The 19,097-nt window shown below is 62.8% G+C and carries 12 protein-coding genes; 10 read left to right on the top strand and 2 right to left on the bottom strand.

From position 1 onward, the window contains the following. Positions 1-497 precede the first annotated feature (497 nt). Complete coding sequence (locus RBB39_RS02360) at positions 498-1,868, bottom strand: HlyD family type I secretion periplasmic adaptor subunit (RefSeq protein ID WP_306168739.1); 1,371 nt, start codon at positions 1,866-1,868, stop codon at positions 498-500. Beyond that, entirely contained in the window at positions 1,865-3,673 is a 1,809-nt protein-coding gene (locus RBB39_RS02355; RefSeq protein ID WP_306168738.1) for a type I secretion system permease/ATPase, read from the bottom strand. Before RBB39_RS02355 ends, RBB39_RS02360 begins: the two co-directional genes overlap by 4 nt. A gap of 522 nt (positions 3,674-4,195) precedes the next feature. Between RBB39_RS02355 and RBB39_RS02350 the strand changes: the two genes are divergently transcribed. The 10 genes from RBB39_RS02350 to RBB39_RS02305 all read left to right on the top strand — a co-directional run bounded on the left by RBB39_RS02350 (position 4,196) and on the right by RBB39_RS02305 (position 18,806). Beyond that, positions 4,196-10,339: a carbohydrate-binding protein gene (locus tag RBB39_RS02350; RefSeq protein WP_306168737.1), complete on the top strand. Its 6,144-nt coding sequence runs from the start codon at positions 4,196-4,198 to the stop codon at positions 10,337-10,339. Positions 10,340-10,518: 179 nt separating this feature from the next. Then, positions 10,519-10,701 carry a hypothetical protein gene (locus RBB39_RS02345; RefSeq protein ID WP_213229830.1) on the top strand — a complete coding sequence of 61 codons (183 nt, stop codon included), beginning with the start codon at positions 10,519-10,521 and terminating at the stop codon, positions 10,699-10,701. Positions 10,702-10,855: 154 nt separating this feature from the next. Then, positions 10,856-11,620: an AraC family transcriptional regulator gene (locus tag RBB39_RS02340; RefSeq protein ID WP_045994864.1), complete on the top strand. Its 765-nt coding sequence runs from the start codon at positions 10,856-10,858 to the stop codon at positions 11,618-11,620. Positions 11,621-11,996: 376 nt separating this feature from the next. Then, positions 11,997-13,049: a TRAP transporter substrate-binding protein DctP gene (gene dctP / locus RBB39_RS02335; RefSeq protein WP_045994863.1), complete on the top strand. Its 1,053-nt coding sequence runs from the start codon at positions 11,997-11,999 to the stop codon at positions 13,047-13,049. Positions 13,050-13,113: 64 nt separating this feature from the next. Further along, positions 13,114-13,758 carry a TRAP transporter small permease gene (locus tag RBB39_RS02330; protein ID WP_306168736.1) on the top strand — a complete coding sequence of 215 codons (645 nt, stop codon included), beginning with the start codon at positions 13,114-13,116 and terminating at the stop codon, positions 13,756-13,758. Further along, positions 13,755-15,032, top strand: a complete 1,278-nt coding sequence (locus tag RBB39_RS02325) for a TRAP transporter large permease (protein ID WP_108132764.1) — start codon at positions 13,755-13,757, stop codon at positions 15,030-15,032. Before RBB39_RS02330 ends, RBB39_RS02325 begins: the two co-directional genes overlap by 4 nt. Positions 15,033-15,073: 41 nt before the next feature. Continuing rightward, positions 15,074-16,108, top strand: coding sequence for a histone deacetylase family protein (locus tag RBB39_RS02320; protein ID WP_045994862.1), 1,035 nt, complete (start codon positions 15,074-15,076; stop codon positions 16,106-16,108). Positions 16,109-16,189: 81 nt separating this feature from the next. Then, the gene (locus RBB39_RS02315) at positions 16,190-16,546 is read left to right on the top strand and encodes a RidA family protein (RefSeq protein ID WP_108132815.1); all 357 of its coding nucleotides are present in this window, start codon (positions 16,190-16,192) and stop codon (positions 16,544-16,546) included. 8 nt (positions 16,547-16,554) lie between these two features. Then, a complete protein-coding gene (locus RBB39_RS02310) occupies positions 16,555-17,766 on the top strand; it encodes a class II histone deacetylase (RefSeq protein ID WP_306168735.1) in 1,212 nt (403 codons plus the stop codon). After that, the gene (locus tag RBB39_RS02305) at positions 17,763-18,806 is read left to right on the top strand and encodes a branched-chain amino acid transaminase (RefSeq protein WP_045994851.1); all 1,044 of its coding nucleotides are present in this window, start codon (positions 17,763-17,765) and stop codon (positions 18,804-18,806) included. The genes RBB39_RS02310 and RBB39_RS02305 overlap by 4 nt, the downstream gene beginning before the upstream one ends. Positions 18,807-19,097 lie beyond the last annotated feature (291 nt).

Raw genomic sequence — 19,097 nt, 5'->3', positions numbered from 1 at the left:
GGGGGGCCACCCTCTGCTCCAGAAAGATGCAGCAGAGTCGCTGTCATGGAGTCCCGTGCCGGCAGGGAGCTGGCCCTGCGCGGACCGTCCCCCCCCTGAACCTTGGTCCGCGCAGTTCTTTTTCTTGCCATCATCGAGCCGAGTGGTCCAACTCGGTCCTCGTCATTTTGTTCTGCTTGATCCCAGTACTTGATCCTACTGCTTGATCCCTCTGGGGGGGGGCCTTCCTGGAACTGGCAGTCTGCGCGTGCGCATGGCGCCATTGAATCAGTGGTTTGGTGATTGGTCTTTCGTCATTCCTCACGCATGGCCCTAGTGAGCATATCGCCATTGAATCAGTGGTTTGGTGATTGCTCTTTCGTCATTCCTCGCGCATTGCTCTAGCGAGCATGTCGCCATTGAATCAGTGGTTTGGTGATTGGTCTTTCGTCATTCCTCACGCATTGCCCGGGCTAGCATGTCGCCATTGAATCAGTGGTTTGGTGATTGGTCTTTCGTCATTCCTCGCGCATTGCCCTAGCGAGCATGTCGTTGATCGGTTTGGTGATATAGCTGGCGAAGCTTCTCTCCCCGGTGAGGATCATCACCTCTGCCGGCATGCCTGCGACAAGACGCATGTTGTCGGTCAGCTGCGATTTGCCCAGGTCGGTCACGCCGACGCGGACCTTGTAGTAGCGCTGGCGGGTGGCCTCGTCCTCGAAGCTGTCGGCGCTGACGCGGATCACCTCGCCGTCGATGACATTGGACAGGCGCTGGTTGAAGGCGCTGAAGCGGATTTCCGCCGACTGGCCGGGGTAGAGGTGATCCACATCGTGGTTGGGGACGCGGGCCTCGATCACGAAACCGTCGCCGGCCGGGACCAGGTCAAGCAGCGGGTCGCCACCACGTACCACGGCGCCCAGGGTATGTACCTGCAGGTCCACCACGGTACCCGCCACAGGGGCCGTGATTCGCGTGCGCGCGAGGGTGTCATTGAGGGCGACCAGGCGCTCTTCGGCGTCGGCGACCTCGGCCTGGACCTGACGTAGCGCTTCGCCCACCTGCTGTTGAAATTCCTGCAGGCGAATCTGCTTGTTCAGGGTGTTTTCACTGATATGGGCGCGCAGTCGGGCGATCTCCGAGGCGTGTCCCGCGTTGTCACTCTGGTACTCCAGGCTCTCGCGCTCCAGCTCACGCAGACGCTGGCTGCTGATCATGCCGTCACGAAACAGCTTGCGGTGGTTGGCGACCTCACCCTCCAGCGAGTCGATGCGTTGCTGGGTGATCGAACGGGTTTGCCCCAGGCCGGTGATCTGCTCTTCCAGTTGAAGAATCTGCTGGTCTAGGGCGGCCAGCGTATCGTCCAGCGATTGCCGGCGTACCTCGAACAGCCGCCGCTGCACGCCCAGCACCTCCTGAACCCGCGAATTGCTGGACGCGATCAGTTCCGGTGGAAAGACCAGGCTGTCGCTGTCGGCCTGTTCCGCCAGCAACCTCACCTCGCTGGCCCGAGTGATCAGGTACTCGGTCTCGGCGATGCGCTGCTGCGCCAGCGCCTGGGTGTCGTCCAGCACGATCAGTGGGTCGCCGGCTTCCACGTGATCGCCGTCCTCGACCAGCACGTCGGCGACGATGCCGCCTTCCAGGTGCTGGATCGTCTTGGTGAAGCTTTCCACCGAGACCGAACCGGGGGCGACCACCGACACTGCCAGGTGAGCGGTGACCGACCAGACCCCGAAGCCGCCGAAGGCCACCAGCAGGATGGCAAGGCCCCAGCGTCGATAGGGCCGAAGGTCCACCGGTACTTGATTCTCAGGACCCGCGGTGGCCGAGCTCGAGTCGATGGCGGCGGTCTCGACGGGCACAGAAGTAGAGACTTGAGCGCTCATCGTGGTGTCCTCGAGCTGTTGGATGAAGGGGGATCCGTTGGCAGCGGGTTCGATGGCGCAACGCCGGACGGTGCTCGTTGAGAAGAGGGCGTGCCGGCACCGGCGACTTGCTTCACCACCCGTGCCGAGGACACCGTTCCCTTGAGTCTTGCCCCGCCGGCCGGGGAGGGAGGAGCCAGGGACGTCACTCGGCCGTTGTCGAGGAACATTACCCGGTCGACCTGGGCCAGCAGGCGCTGTCGGTGGGTGATCACCAGGGTAGTGGTGGCGAGCCGGCGCAGGCGGACCAGGGTTTCCACCAGGGCTCGCTCACCGCTTTCGTCCAGGTTGGAATCGGGTTCGTCCAGCACCACCAGCGATGGTTCGCCGTACAGGGCTCTGGCAAGGCCAATGCGTTGACGCTGGCCGGCGGATAGACCCGTGCCGCCGTGTCCGATGGTGGTGTCGTAGCCTTCGTCGAGCTTGAGGATCAACTCGTGGACGCCGGCCAGGTGGGCCGCCTTGAGTACTGCGTCGGCGTCGACCGGGCCGAAGCGAGCGATGTTGTCTGCAATGCTTCCGGCCAACAGCTCCACGTCCTGGGGTAGATAGCCCAGGTGGGGCCCCAGGGTGCTGCGTTCCCAGCGCAGGATGTCGGCGCCATCGAGGCGTACGCATCCGTCGAGACTCGGCCAGATGCCCAGGGCTACCCGTGCCAGGGTCGATTTTCCCGAGGCACTCGGGCCGACGATAGCGAGTTGTTCGCCAGCCTTGAGGTCGACGCTGATCGCGTTGAGTGAGGCGACGGTCGCTCCAGGCGGGCCGGCACATACCTGCTGGAGGGAAAGCTGGCCCTTCGGGGCGGGCAGCGGCATCGGTGGTGATGGTGCCTCGCTGTCGATGAGTTGGCCCAGGCGTTCACGGGCGTTACGGGCGGCGATAAAGCTCTTCCAGCCATTGATCAGTTGATCGATGGGGGCCAGAGCTCGCCCCAGCAGGATCGAGCCAGCGATCATCATTCCTGGGGTCAATTCCGCCTTCAGTACCAGCCATGCCCCCAGGCCGAGGATCAGCGACTGGGACAGCAGCCTTAGTATCTTCGAAAGGTGGGTGAGTACACCTGAACGATCACTGGCCCGGGATTGCAGTGCGAGGGAGTCACGGTGCTGCGACTGCCAGTGTCGCTTTACGCTCTCCAGCATGCCCATGACATGGAGCACCTCGGCGTTGCGCAAGTTGGCGGCGGTTTCGTCGCGGCTGGCGACCTGGTGGGCGCCAGCCTGTTTCAGCAGACCCCGGGTGCAGGCCTCGTTGATCGCGGCCAGGGCCAGCAACAGGATGCCGGCGGCCAGGGCAAAGAGCCCGTAGAGCGGATGAAACAGCGTTAGTACCCCCAGGTAGAGGGGGATCCATGGCGTGTCGAAGAAGGCGAGCAGGGCGGGGCCGGAGACGAACTGGCGCAGCGTGGCCAAATCATCCAGCGCCTGGGTCGAGGTGGCACCCGGACGGCGCAGGGCCTGATCGTAGATGGCCTGATGGATAGCCGGCTGGAGCCGTTCATCCAGGGCATTGCCGATGCGCACCAGCAGTCGCGAGCGAACCCACTCGAGTCCGCCCATGACGGCGAACAGGAACACCACGACCAACGTCAGCATGACCAGGGTCTCGACGCTGCGACTGGCCAGCACCCGGTCATACACCTGCAGCATGTATAGCGAAGGCACCAGCATCAACAGGTTGATGAACAGGCTGAACAGTCCGACGTCGAAGAGGCCGCGTCGGCAGCGAAGTATCGCCTCCCGAATATTGTAACGGGTGGGGGTCATGTAAAGGCGTCTCGTTTTCTGGATTTGCGGCGAAGTTCTGGTGGTGTTGGCAGCCGGAGCGAAGAGTGATGCCTGACGTCGTTTAGCACCTTGTCGTGCAGGGTGTCCGAAATCTGATGGAATGAAGTATGGAGTTGGCAGGGAGTGAGAGGCTAGGGAGAAGTTCGCCGAAACGACTTTTTTAGAGCTTACAAATCTATATAAAACGGCATAAAAATGAAGAATCGCAATAGATGTTTCCGTATTCTTTTGTTGAATTTTTGAAGAATTCTGTGCTGATTTTGTCGACGATTATTGTGAGGAATATTGAAGTCATTGTTTTTAGAGGGAGTAAATAGGTTTTCGGCCGCTTTTGGATGCGTCAAAAAAGTTCTGTTGTGGAAGGGCGAGTTGATCAAGACGAAGTAGTTGGATCAAAAAAAACCCTCAACTTCTGATGTTGGTGTAAGATATTTGCTATTTGTTTCCGAATGTAAAACGGTTTTCATGGGGTATGACATGTAGAAAATATATGGAGTCACCATGAGCAGTAACGATGAGATGGTCAGCCCGATCACGGGAAGAACCGCCCAGATGTTGGTGGTGCCACAGGATGCCGATCTTCTGGTTTGGCAGGCGGAAGAGGGCACCATCATCGACGTTGGCGGTAGACCCTCCGGCGCTGTCACCGAAGTGGTGTCGGGTAGCAACGCCAGGCCCGGTGCTGTCGACAATGCCTATGTGGATCTTGGCAGGGATCCCGGTGATGGTGTCCAGTATGACATCAGTGTCGATACGGCAGGCAGCTACCAATTGACCCTGCGCTATGCCAACGGCAGCAACAGTGATCGTCCGTTGGCGCTTCAGGTGGATGGCGGCGTCACGACGTCGGTGAGCTTTCCTGGAACCGGTGGCTGGAGCAGCTGGCAGGAGGTGACGGTCGAACTTGAGCTTGAGCCGGGTTCGCATCAGCTGTTTTTGTCGATCCCCACGGCGGAACAGGGTGGCGTGGGCCAGGGACCCAACCTGGATCAACTGACACTGGTAAAGGTGGAAGACGAACCAGATCCCGACCCTGACCCAGATCCTGATCCTGATCCCGATCCCGATCCCGATCCCGATCCTGATCCCGATCCCGATCCTGATCCCGATCCGGAGCCGGAAACAGGCATCATGTCGTTCGAGGCGGAAACCTTTACCATCGACGATCAGGAGTCGGATCCAGGCAGCCCGGCCGATACGACGGCGCGCCTGGAAGCCGATGGCGTGGATTCGCTCAGGCCTGGCTACAGTGGCGAGGGTTACCTTGACCTGGGCAACGATGTCGGCGATGCCGGGGTATTCGAAGTCACCGTGGAGGAAGGCGGCAATTTCCGACTGGACGCCCGCTACGCCAATGGAGGCAACGCTGATCGCCCTATGGCGCTCTACATTGATGGCGTCAGGGTAGGCGAGTTCGAGTTTGCTTCCACCGGGGCTGGTGATGATGGTTGGCAACGCTGGCGGGAAGAGTCGCTTGAACTCAAGCTCGAAGCCGGGACCCATTCTGTTCGCCTTGAGAATCTCACGTCAGGGGGGGCCAACCTTGACCTGGTCAAGCTGTCTCCGCTCGTCGTCGAGCCCGGCGAGCGTCCGACACTGAAGATCAACTTCCAGCCACAGGGGGCCGACGTTCCCGAGGGCTATGTCGCGGACACCGGCGAGGCCTTTGGAACACAGATGCTGGAAGTGGACGGCAAGACCTACCGCTACGGCTGGGTCACCGAGCAAAGCATTGCCGACGGAACTGAGAACGGCACCGATCCATTGTCGCTGGCGAGTCAGGGTGCTTTTACCCTGGTGGATCGCTCCGAGCGCTTCGTCGGCCTGGACCCGCGCCAGGCGACCTTTGCCCAGATGACCAGCGAGCGCGACGGCTTCGTCGATGCAGGCTGGGAAATTGAGCTGGAGCCCGGCTTCTACGAGGTGACCCTGTCGGTGGGCGACGCTTCCGGCAACTTCGACGCCTTCTACGGGGTCAATGCGGAGGGTGTTGCCTTCACCGATGCCTTTGCCCCAGGGCGTCCAGACGACTTTTCCATCGATGCGACGCCGACCAATGACACCGAGGGCCTGCGTTCGGATCTGGTCACTCGGGTGGTTGAGGTGACCGATGGTCGTCTGACGCTGGATGCGCTCGACGTCGACAGCAAGAACGTCAAGCTGCAGTATCTGGAGATCCGACCGCTGCCGGACCTGACTACGGAAGATGACCAGCCAGCGAGCCTCGACTATGCGCACTTTACCGATGCCCGGGCCATCGCCGGTGTTGCTACCAATACCGTTGTCGTGGATCTGGACAGGGAAGACGGTAGCCTGCCCACCGGAGTCGATCCCACCTCCGATATCTTCGTCGGCGTTCAGGTGGTCGAGGGCCGAGGAGGCGCACTCCTGAAGAGCCTGAGCGATGGTTCGGTACGGTTGTTCGAGACCGTCACCGGCATCGAGGTGGCGTTTGATATCAACACCACCGGCGGTTTCGATTCACTGACCCTTTCCCCCAAGGAAACGCTGAAGCCTTTCACCAGCTATAGCCTGGTGATCGATGGCTTTCAGGATCGTGGCGACAACAGCGACAGCAGTTTGCCGACCCGGGAATTCCTGAAGTACACCAATACCTTCGTTACCGGGCCGGAACCGGATATCCTGCCCAGTGATGTGGCCTTCGAGGGAACGGTGGAGTTGAACGGTTCCGTCGACGGAGCCTTCGGTTTTACCTCCCTCGAGGTCAGCGCCGGGGGTGATGCGCTGTACGTGGTCAGCATGGGCGGCCAGATCGTGCGCTACGCGCTGGACCCTGAGGACGGATCGCTGGGCCCCGGGGAGGCCCTGTCGCTGGCCCTGGATCCCTTCATGGAGCCCGACGCCGACGCCTTCAACAATCGGCGGGGTATCATCGGCATCGCGGTGGACCCGACCGATCCAAAGGTGTTGTGGGTGACCGACAACTATCCGATCCCGCTGTCCGGACGCGACACCTCGACCCCCGACTTCAGCGGGCGCTTGTTGAAGATTACCCTGGACGAGGGAGACGACTTCAGCGGTAGTGCCGAAGTCTACCTGACCGGACTTCCCCGCTCGGTGGCGGACCACGTCACCAACAGCATCGAGTTTCGGGAAAATCCGGCGTTTGATGCAGAGGCCTCGCCCACTGAACCCTCGCATCTGCTTTACCTGACCCAAGGGTCCAATACCGCCATGGGGGACGGCGACAGTGCCTGGGGCAATAGGCCCGAACGTCTGCTGTCTGCGGCGGTGTTGGAGGTGGATCCGACGCGCTCGCCGCCCGCTGGTGGCTTCGATGTCACCACCGAGCCCCTGCCGGAAGACCAGACACGCTTCCTCGACGTCGACAATGACCTGAAAAATGCCCCCATTCCCATGGAGGAAGGGCGCTTTCTGGTGTTTGACGACAAGGGTGTCGCCAGCGTCCAGGACGCTGATGGCCTCGTGCTGGAGAGCTTCTACGATCCCTTCGTCGATGATGCCGTGGTCAAGATCTTCGCTACCGGGGTCCGCAACGCCTACGATCTGGTCTGGCACTCCAATGGCTACTTGTACACGCCGACCAATGGCTCGGCGGCGGGCGGTGCCGTGCCGGATGACCCCTCGACGCTGATCGACGAATCGGCGACCAACGTGGTCAAGCAGGATGACTATCTGTTCAAGGTCGAGCAGGGGGGCTACTACGGCCACCCGAATCCTCTGCAGGACGAGTACATCCTCAACGGCGGTAACCCCACCCGGCTGGAGGACATCAACGAGGTCACGTCCTACGATCCAGGCATCGAGCCCGACCCCAACTATCGCATCGACGATGCCTACTCGCTGGGGGAGAACCGCTCTGCCAACGGCGCGACCGAATACGTCGGTGATACCTTCGGCAATGCCTTCAAGGGCAGTCTGCTGATCACCGAGTATTCCGGAGGAGACGACATTCGCTGGATCACGGTGAATGCCGAAGGCAAGGTCATCGGTGACGACGTTCTTCGGAATGCCGCCGGCAAGGTCATCACCTATACCGATCCTCTGGATATCATCGAGAACCCCGCCACAGGGCGCCTGTATCTGGTCACCCTGAACCGCCGGACCGGCGAGAGTCAGCTGGTCCGCCTGGATCCCGTCGAACCCATGTCGTCCGGAGGGGCTGGCACTGACTCGATGAGGATACTGGCAACCATCCAGGCCGAGGACAACACCCCTGACGACGGCACCAGCGCCACCATCAGCGAGGGCGGCGCTGCCGAGATCATCATCCGTGAAGGGATCGCCAGTGAGGTGCCTGGGCTACAGCCGGGCAGCTTTGGCAATGACGGCAATCTGGATGACAACGACGGGGTCGGTGGCGGTTACGCTGATTTCGGCAGGAACTCGGACGATGCCATCACCTTTGGCTTCACCCTGGAAGCTGGTGATGGTGGTGACACCGTACTGCGGGTGCGCTATGCCAATGGTGGCTTTTCGGATCGACCTCTCGAGGTCTTCGTCAATGGCCTGAGTGTGGGTATCGCCGACTTTCCACCGGCACCGGACAGCCTCGAGGGTTCCGACCGCTGGCGTTTCTGGATGACCCAGGATATCGAGGTGAACCTGACGCCGGGCGATGTCGAGGTGCGTTTGCAGTCGGTGTCCCGGGCTGGGCCTAACGTGGATCAGCTGGAAGTGGTGCACGAGCCTTCGCCCGGTTTCGGCATCTACGAGGCCGAGGATGCACTGCTCAACGGTCCTCGAGTGATCGAAGTGGGTGACGTGCGCGACGTCTCGGAGAACGCCTACGCCGACTTCAGGGGCACGCAAGACCAGACCATCACCTGGTCGATTCGTGTCGAAGAAGCGGGAACCTATGAAATCGGTTTCCGCTACAACCTTTCTCAGACCAAGGCGGATCGACCGCTGTCTTTCAGTATCAACGGTGTCGCCCAGGATGAACTCGACTTCGCAGGGCTGAGTGAGAATAACGCTGACTGGATCTATCATAACGTGCTGGTCAGCCTGAAGGCGGGGATCAATACCCTGGTAGTGACCGCGCCGGCGGCGGTTGGGCCGGACATGGACCTGTTGTGGGTGCCCGACCAGTCGTTGGAAGCGATTCGGGCCGCCGTTCTCGGGCCAGCCGACGCCACCGATGGCGTGCGCATCGAGCTTGAGGATGGCATCTCGGCGCTCAGCGTCGACCCGCGAAGCGCTGACTTCTTCTTCGAGGTCGATACTCGAGGCCTCTACCGGCTCGATCTGGCGGCGAATGCCGGTGTGCTGCGTGGCGAGGATCTGGCCCTCAGTTTCAATGGCAAGCCGTTGACCGTGATGTCCTTTCCCGGAGCAGGAACGGCGGGTGAAGAGTCCTACTACGTCGAGCTGGAGCCCGGGATCGAGTACCGCCTGCACATGGTGTCCGATGATCTGTGCAGTCAGCGCATCGACTACCTGGATGTGACGCCAGTCGCCGTCACTGCCGAGGCCGTGGCCCACCTGGAGAGTGGTGACGTCAACTACTTCAGTGATCGCCTGTTGTTCAACTATCTCGATGAAAACGACTTTGGTGGCCCGGATCGGGACTTCAAGGAAAGTGCTACCGCCGTCATTTCCAATGATGGCAGCGACCCGCTGACCATTCTTGATGTCTCACTGGATGGCCCCTTCGTGCTTGCTGACGCGGCGGCCCTTGAAGGGGTGACACTGGCACCGGGGGAATCGCTCGAGATCGATGTATTGTTCGATCGCGCAAATTATCGTCCGCCCGCCAGCAACGCCGATGACGGCAGCTTCTTCGGGAGTCTGAGGCTGGTGACCAACGACGCCGATGCCCCGGTCCAGGAGTTGACGCTTGCCGGGTTCTGGCAGGCTCAGGATGAGGGCGGCTGGGAACCGACCGTCGACGAGGTCTGGAACGTGGCCGGATTCGGCAACCGGATTGGCGGTATTCCGACGGACGGTGGCGCCAGAGGCTCTGCCTTCGATGACTACGGTTTCTACCGCGCCGTCAGCGAGGAGGAAGTGCTGTCGCGCTACTGGACCCTGGCCGACGGGGTCGATGAAGCCAAGGTGAGTCAGATAGTCGCACTGCATGGGGCGGGTGTGGCTGCCTTTGGACTCCACGCCTTCAAGAATACCTCCCAGGATATCAAGTTGATCCGCCACGATGCGGACCAGAACCAGTCCTTTCTGCCGTTGACCTATCTTGATCGTCAGCAACCGGCAGCCACCTTCACCCGAGACGATATTCCCGACAATTGGGGAGGCAACGATCTGTTCGGCCTCGAGGTGGCCACCCTGTCCTCCGATCCCTCGTTGAATCCTCCCGGCAAGGGCAAGCCACCGGCGGATTCGCCGGATCTGGAGCGTGGCTACTACGTTCGCGTGTTCAAGGCGCTGGACGATGAAGGTAACGAGATTCCTGATACCTATCTGGTGCTTCAGGACTATTCCGGATCCAACCTCGACTACAACGACAACATGTTTGTTATCGAGGGTATCAAGCCGATGTACGAAGGCAACGGTGTCCCGCCGGAGGAAACCGACCAGGTGGTGCCATCGTCGCGCTTCACCGTGGCCGCCGAGCAGGGCGAGTCTGCGCAGGAAGTGCCCGATGTGGTCGATCCGCTGGATCTACAGGGCCTGCCGCAGCAGCAACCCGACGAACTGTTCTGACAGGGCATGACTGCCCACCCCGTGAATGCCGCTTCCCTGGAGCGGCATTTTTCTGGGCGCCAGATCCAGAGAGTAGTTGTCGCTGTTGGCAGACACCGGGTGTTGCAGGGCGTCGACAGCGGTGAAAAGGCGACCTTTGCGTTAGTCTGGTGTCAATTTGAACGGAAGGAGTCATGCATATGCGAACCGTTGGGCGGATTGTTTTCCTGGTGATGGCCGTGTTGATGGTGGGCTGCAGCTATGACCCCGCACGGGTCTCGCCGGAGCCACTGATCATCATTGACGACGATCATCGCGACCATCGAGATCATGACGGTGGCGACTTCTGTCCGCCGGGACAGGCCAAGAAGGGTCGCTGTTGAGAAGACGCCGAGTCTGACAACGGCCGCCATGCCCCCGCCACAAGGATGCCCAGGCGACAAGCGTTGAGGTCGCGTGAAGCCGGGCGTTCGCCCCGGCTTGTCAGGCTGTTCGGTGAGCGGCATGGTAGAGGTATCTTCTTCAGGCGAGGCGATCGTGAGCCGGATCGATCTCAGGACCAAGACCCTGGCCAACGAGCACGTCTCCCACGTGCACGGCTACCACCAGTTGATTCTGCCCACCTGCGGCAGTACCGAACTATCCCTTGAGGGGCGGGAGCAACGGGTCACCGCCGAGCGTGGTTGCCTGATTCCAGGCAACTGCCATCACGACTACCTGGGAGACGGCAACAATCGTACCTTCGTGCTCGACGTGCCGGTGGTCTTCGGGCTGCCAGACGTCGACGTGGCCCGACTGTTCGAGCGACCGCGTTTCTTTGCGGTGCCCCCCGAATTGCAGCGACTTGCCGACAGCCTGATGCGGCAACTGGATCAATTCCCCACCCTGGGCAACGATATCGCAGCGCTTCTGTTACGCGCGCTCTATCTCCATCTGGAGGCTTCCAGCGAAACCTGTGCCCCTGCACGATCGACGGGCGTCAGCGGTCGGCTCGATCTTCGTCTGCTGGACGACTGGATCGATAGGCACCTGGCCAGCGACATTCGCGTGGATGACCTGGCGTCCTTGTGCGCGCTTAGCCCCGGTCACTTCCACGCCAGCTTTCGCCAGGCCACCGGGATGACGCCGCAGGCCTATGTTCGTCGACGCCGGTTGAGCCACGCCCAGGCGCTGATCCGTCACAGCGAGTTGCCGCTGGGGCAGATTGGGGCGCTGGTGGGCTTTCGTGACCAGGGCAGTTTTTCCCGAGCTTATCGCAGGGTTCATGGGGTGGCGCCCTCCCAGGAGCGCACAGGTTTCTAAACAGCGATTCAGCCTCTCTCCGCTCTCGCGCTCAGCCACCTGTCACTTTTCTCCTCTCGTCGCGGTGACGTTGTGTCCGACGACACGGTTTGCCTGAGTCCCGGGCAAGGTTTTCGTAGTCTCGGGCAAGTTGACGATGGGTTTCGCGCATAGCCTGAAAAGGAGTCTCTCGGCGCCGGCCTTGATTCGGCGCCATCAACAATGACAACAACCATGACAACAACCGGAGTTACCGATGTCTTCGACCTCCCTTCCTGCCTCCGCCCACACTGACGACCGCATTGCGGCTGATCGCCGCTCGCACGACAACCACGAGGTCGGCGCCCGGCGTGGCCGTGGCCGTCGCCAACAGTCCAGACAGCGGCGACGAGCGCCGATGCTGGCGCTCGCGGCGCTGCCGCTGGCGCTGATGGCGTCCCAGGCGCAGGCTCAGTCCTACGAGATGGCCATCGCTACCCTGATCCCCGAGAACCTGACCAACAACGCCATCTATCCTGCCCTGGTCCACTTCAAGGAGCTGGTGGAAAGTCGCACCGAAGGGGACGTCACCGTCAGCATCTTCGGTGGCGGCCAGATGGGCTCCGAGGTGGAGACCGGCTCCCAGGTCCAGGCCGGTGGCAGGGCGCTGCAGTCCGCCATTCTGACCTCCGGCGCGATGTCGTCGTTCTACCCCGAGTATCAGGCGGTGACGGCCCCCTTCCTGTTCGATGACTGGCGCCAGGCCTGGGCCTTCTTCGATGGCGAGTGGTTCGCCGACTTCATGCAGGGCGCCATCGAACAGGCGGACATGCGCTATCTGGGGACCTTCGATGATGGTGGCGGCTTTGTCGCCTTCACCAACAACGAGCGGCTGATCAAGACCGTGGATGACCTCGAGGGGCTCAACATCCGCACCGAGGAAAACCCGGCCCACGTCGCCACCATGGAGGCGCTGGGTGCCTCCGCCACACCGCTGCCGTGGGGCGAGCTGATCACCGCGCTGGAGACCGGACTCGCCGACGGTCAGTTCAACGCGCCGGTGATCAACACCACCTTCGGCCTGGACGAGGTGACCGACTACACCACCCTGACCGGGCACGTGTACAACAGCGCCAGCTGGATGGTCAGCGAGAGCTGGTTTCAGGAGCTGCCCGAGGAGCACCAGCGGGTCATCACCAACGCCGCCCGTGAGGCGGTCAGCCTGAGCCATGGCGCTTCCGGCATGCTGGCGACCGCCAGCTGGCAGACGTCCTGCGAGATCTTCGAGGAGTGCTACCTGATGCCGGCAGAAGAGCGTCAGCGCATGGCCGAGGTGGCGCGTCCGGCCTGGAAGAGCTGGATCGTCGACGACTTCGGACTCGACGCCGCCTTGATCGACGACCTGCTGGCCGAGGTCGATGGCCTGCGCCAGTCGCTGCCGCAAGAGGCCTACAGCCGCTACGGCCAGTGATTGTCGCGGCGGGGCGGCCAGGCCGCCCCGCCAGTGCCCACCGCCTTGCCCGAGTTCTCCTGTCATGTCATCACTGCGATCTCTTCAGGCCTGGCTCCAGCGCCTGAGCGACGGCGTCAATCGCCTCGCCATCGTGTTCTGCGTCGGCTGCGTCCTGGCCATGCTGGGTATTTCGTTCACCGGGTTTCTGTACACCCTGTTTACCGGTGGGGCGCTCAGCTGGACCTATTCCCTGGCCCGCCTGTTCCTACCGTGGATCGGGCTCATCTCCTCGACCATCGCGCTGCATTCCGGTGAGCACGTGGCCATGATACTGCTGGTCAAGCTGCTGCCGCGCCCGCTGGTGGTGCTGGCAGCCGGCGCGACCCTGGCCGTCATCGGCGCGCTGGCGGTGCTGATGATGTTCTACGGCTGGGACTTCTTTTCCAACGCCCGCCAGAGCTACATGGTGTCCGACAGTATTCAGATTTCCTACAAGTGGACCACCTTCGCGGTGCCGCTGACCGGCGCCATCATCGCGCTGCATCTGGTGCACGGCTTTGCACTGCTCGAGCACTTCATCGACAGCGACGCGGTGATCGAGCAGGCGATCCATTCCAATGACAATGGCGCCGGCAGCAACGCCGAGCAGGCGGTCGACAGCCGTGTCGAATCCTCCGATCCCTCTTCACCACAAGGCGACGCTGTCGCCCGGCAGACACGCTCATGACCGCCGCGATTCTGGCCTTTATCCTGGTGTTGGCGATCGGCGCCCCGGTCGCCGTGGTCATGGCGATCTCGGGAGTTGCCGGGGTCTATGAGCTGGGCGGCGAGCGCCTGGTGGGGATCATCGCCGATCGCATGTTCTCCGGTGTCTCCGGCTACATGCTGATCGCCGTGCCGTACTTCATCTTTACCGCCGAGTTGATGAACCAGGGCGGGCTGACCCAGAAGCTGATCGCCTTCAACAATGCGCTGTTCGGTCGGGTGAGGGGGGCGCTGTCTCACGTCAACGTGACGGTGTCGCTGTTCTTCGCCGGGCTGACCGGGGCCGCCATCACCGATACCGTGGCGATCGGCAAGATCATGATTCCGGAGATGAAGAAGCAGGGCTACGACGCCGAATACGCGGCGGCGATCACCGCCTGTTCCTCGATCATCGGGCCGATCATTCCCCCAAGCGTGGTGATGGTGGTGTACGCCACCCTGCTGCGGGACGTCTCGGTCATCGACCTGTTTGCCGGAGGCATCGTGCCGGGCATTCTGATGACCGTGGCGCTGCTGGCCACCAGCATCGTGCTGGCCTGGCGGCGGGGCTACCCCAAGCAGGCGCCGACACCGCTGAAGATGGCTCTGCTGGCATTCTTCTCGGCGCTGCCGGCCATGCTGGTGCCATTGATCATCCTCGGCGGGATACTCTCGGGCATGACCACCATCACCGAAGCTTCAGGCTTTGCCGCAGTGTACGCGATCCTGATCGGCATGCTGTTCTATCGCAACCTGACCCTGGCCAAGGTGGCCCAGGCGCTCGTGACCACGGTCAAGTTTTCCGGTGTCGTGTTCTTTCTGCTGGCGACCTCGGCGGTGCTCGGCTGGTTTGTCACCCGCTCTGGCGTCGCCCGGGAGGCGGCGAGCCTGATCACCTCCCTGAGCGATGTCGCCTTCGTGCAGATCTTGCTGGTGTGCCTGTTGCTGATCGTCATCGGCACGGTCATGGATGTACTGCCGGCGCTAGTGGTCATCGGCCCTGTGGTGGTGCCGGCGATGGTCAGCCTGGGTTTCGATCCACTGCACTTCGCCATCGTCATGATCGTCACCCTCAACATCGCCAACGTCACGCCACCGGTGGGCATGACGTTGATGACGGCGGCAAGAATCGCCCAGGTCCCCTACGAAAAGGCGATCCTGGCGTCGCTGCCGTTTTATACCGCCTTTATCCTGGTAGTGGTGTTGCTGGCGGGTTTTCCGGCACTATCGACATGGATCCCCTCGCTGCTCGACTGACGTGAGCAGTGACGGAGCGTCATCACCGGAGACAGATGCAGATGAAACTTTTCTACCATCCTGACCAGGAACGTCACGCGCCGCCTCAGTTCCTGAAGCGTGGAGCCCTCACCGATTCCCCCGAAGGGCCCCGCCGGGCGGAGCTTCTGAGCGAAGGCCTGGCCGAGGTCGGCCTGGCCCTGACCGCGCCGGCCGAGGTCGACAGTCCCACGCTCAGGGAGCGTCTCAAGGAGATCCACAGCGAGCGCTACCTGGATTTTCTCGAGACCATCCATGCCCGCTGGCAGGCGTTGCCGGACGCCACCGAATTCGTGGCGCCGAACGTCCACCCCTGCGGCGGCGGCAAGCACTACCCGCGCCATCCGGTGGGGCAGGTGGGCTGGCACATGCACGACATGGCCTGTCCGATGACCGAGACCAGCTTTCAAGGCATCCTGGCCAGTGCCGCTACCGCCCAGGCCGCCGCCGAAAGCATCGTCGCCGGCGGCGGCACCGCCTACGCTCTGTGTCGTCCGCCGGGGCACCACGCCGGTCCCGATCGTGCCGGGGGCTTCTGTTTTCTGAACAACGCGGCCCTGGCGGCCACGGTGCTGCGCGAGCATGTGTCCCAGGTGGCGATTCTCGACATCGACCTCCACCACGGTAACGGCACCCAGGACATCTTCTACGACCGTGGCGACGTCTGGACAGGATCGCTGCACGTCGATCCCAGCGACTTCTATCCCTACTACTGGGGCGGTGCCGGCGAGACCGGTATCGGTCCTGGACTCGGCGCCAACCTCAATGTGCCGCTGGCACTGGGCAGCGGTATCGAGGCCTTTCAGGCCGGTCTCGATGAACTGCTCGACGCCATGGCGAGCTTCAGCCCGGACGCGCTGGTCGTGGCGCTGGGACTCGATGCCCACAAGGACGACCCGCTGGCGGGGCTGACGCTTGAAACCCCGGACTTCGTCGCCATCGGTCGTCAGATCGGTGAGCTGGGCCTGCCCACCGTGCTGGTGCAGGAGGGCGGCTATCCGACCGCGGCCTTGAGCCATAACCTGGCCGCCTTCCTGCGCGGATTCAACGACGCCTGACCATAGCTTGATAACGCCTGATACAGCTCAATACTTAGCCCAACGATCATCCCGCGGATGATCTCCCACAAGGAAAACACCATGAGCCCGACCCTTCACGACAGCAACGACCGCATGAGCCAGATCGCCGTGCACAATGGCACCGTCTACCTCTCCGGCCAGGTACCGGCGGACGCCAGCCAAGGCATGCGCGGCCAGACCGAGCAGGTGCTGGCGCGAATCGACGAACTGCTGGCCAAGGCCGGGACCTCCAAGGATCGACTGATCTCGGCCCAGGTGTGGGTTACCGACATGGCCGAATTTGACGAGATGAATGCCGCCTGGGACGCCTGGGTCAGCCCCGGACGTCCGCCGGTGCGTGCCGCGGTGGAAGCGCGCCTGGCCCGGCCGGAGTGGAAGGTCGAGATCATGGTGGTGGCCGCCTTGCCCCAAGCCTGAGGTCGCCCATGAGCCACAGCAAGACGACCGGTTTCTATTGGCACGAGCGCTGCTTCTGGCACGACCAGGGGGCGATCGGGGTGTTCTCGGCGCCAGGGCCCTGGCTGCAGCCCCAGCCGGCCTCGGAGAGCCCGGAGAGCAAGCGCCGTCTCAAGAACCTGCTGGAGGTCAGCGGGCTGATCGACGAGCTTGAGGTGGTGAAGCCGCCGGCGGCCGGCCGCGAGGACCTGCAGCGCTTCCACACGCAAGACTACCTTGATGCGCTGGAGGCGGGTGATGCGGGCCTGGGTGGCGATGCCGGCGAGGCCGCGCCCTATCGCCCGGGCAGTCTTGCCAGCGCCCGGCAGTCCGCCGGGCTTGCCATCGCAGCGGTGGAGGCGGTGGCCCGTGGCACCCACGCCAGCGCCTATGCGCTGTGCCGTCCACCGGGGCACCACGCCGAAGCCGATCGCGGTCGCGGCTTCTGCCTGCTCGGCAATATTCCGGTGGCGGTGATGCGAGCGAAGGCACTGGGGCTGGTGCGGCGGGTGGCGATCCTCGACTGGGACGTACACCACGGCAACGGCCAGCAGAGCGCCTTCTGGGACGACCCCGAGGTGCTGACGGTATCGCTGCACCAGGCCGGCAACTATCCGCTCGAGACCGGTGGCTTCGACGAGCAGGGCGGTGAGGGCGCGTCGGGGTCCTGCCTCAACCTGCCGTTGCCGCCGGGCTCGGGGCTTGGCGCCTACGACTATGCGTTCGAGCGCCTGGTGCTGCCGGCCATCGAGGCCTTCGCGCCGGATCTGGTCGTGGTGGCCTGTGGCTATGACGCCTGTGCCAAGGACCCGCTGGGCAAGATGCTGCTCAATAGCCATGCCTTCGGGCGCATGGCCCAGTCGGTCAAGGCGCTGGCTCAGCGATGTTGTGAAGGGCGCCTGGTGGTCGTCCACGAAGGTGGCTACTCGGAAGGCTATGTCCCGCTGTGCGGCCATGCCGTGATTCAGGCGCTGGCCGACAGCGACATCGGCGTGGATGACCCACAGAACGACGAGATCGCTGCCTGGGGCTATCAGGCACTGCAGCCCCACCAGCGCGAACTGATCGACGGCTGGCGGCGCGACTGGCCTGGGCAGATCACCGAGGCCCGCGACGACAGCCAGGCTGAAGAGGCTATCGCCTGCGTCTGTGGCAGGGACAGCGACGCAAACAGGAACAGGGACAGGGAGCCAGGCACATGAGTGGACTGCACCAGCGCGACGGCTGGATCTGGAAGAACGGCGAATGGCTGCCCTGGCGGGAGGCCACGACCCATCTGCTGACCCACTCGCTGCACTATGGCATGGGGTGCTTCGAGGGGGTGCGCGCCTATCGTGACGACAATGGCAATGCCCGGCTGTTTCGGGTCCACGAGCATACCCGACGCCTGCTGGACAGCGCCCATATCCTTGACCTCGAGGTGCCCTGGAGCCATGAAGAGCTGATCCAGGCGCAGAGCCAGTGCCTGGTCCGCAACCGACTGACCGATGCCTACCTCAAGCCCACCGTGTTTCTCGGTCCCGAGGGCCTTGGGCTGCGCGCCAAGGCGCTGAGCTGCCAGGTGATGGTGGTGGCCTGGGACCTGGGCCCCTACGTCAGCGCCGAGACCGCTGCCGTCGGGCTCAGGGCCCTGACCTCGTCCTGGGCGCGCCATCACGTCAATATCAGCGCCTGTCGGGCCAAGACCAGCGGCCACTACGTCAACAGCATGCTGGCATTGAATACGGCGGTGAAGGCGGGCTTTGACGAGGCGATCATGCTTGACGCCGAAGGCTACGTGGCCGAGGCCAGCGCGGCCAATGTCTTTCTCTATCGAGACGGGGTGTTGCACACCCCGGAGGTCACCTCCTGCCTGCAGGGGATCACCCGGGACAGCGTGATCCGATTGGCGCGTGAGGTGTTGGGCGTGGAGGTGCAGGAGCGCCGCATCACCCGCGATGAGCTGTACATCGCCGACGAGGCCTTTGTTACCGGCACCGCCGCCGAGATACTGCCGTTGCGGGAGCTCGATGGTCGCCATATCGGCGCCCGTGCCGGGGCACCCGGGGTCGCTGAGCCGATAGCCGCCGATAGCCTGACGGCAAGACTGCAGCGGCTGTATCGCGACGTCTGTCGAGGTCGGTTGTCACCGGCGACCAACGGAGATCGCCATGATCTGGCGCGCTACGCCGACTGGCTGAGCCTGGTCCCGACGGATAGCGAAGTGGATATCGACACAGACAGCGATACGGACAGCGACTAGGTCGGTTTACACAACCAGGCGGCTGCACGATGGCCACAAAGAAAGGCGCCACGACCCTTGAGTAGTGGCGCAGCTAGCCGTCTTTCCTCCCTGGGGCAGCTTCCTTGTGCCCGTGTTGCTCCCTTGGCGCTTCCCGCGCCGTCGCCTCCGTGACGCTCGAGGGGCAGTGTCCCTTGCCCGGTGTCGCCTGAACACAGAGGTAGTATCGGCCAGGCGTGTGTCACTCAGATAACCGCCTCATGACCCTTTGGTGACATCCCGGCCACAGGACTTTTCTGGTACCATTCGCGC

The organism is Halomonas sp. MMSF_3323 (assembly GCF_030733595.1).
GTDB classification, from domain to species: Bacteria; Pseudomonadota; Gammaproteobacteria; order Pseudomonadales; family Halomonadaceae; genus Halomonas; species Halomonas litopenaei.
Note: the sequence above shows the minus strand (reverse complement) of the source record. Positions and strands in the feature narration are given on the sequence as shown.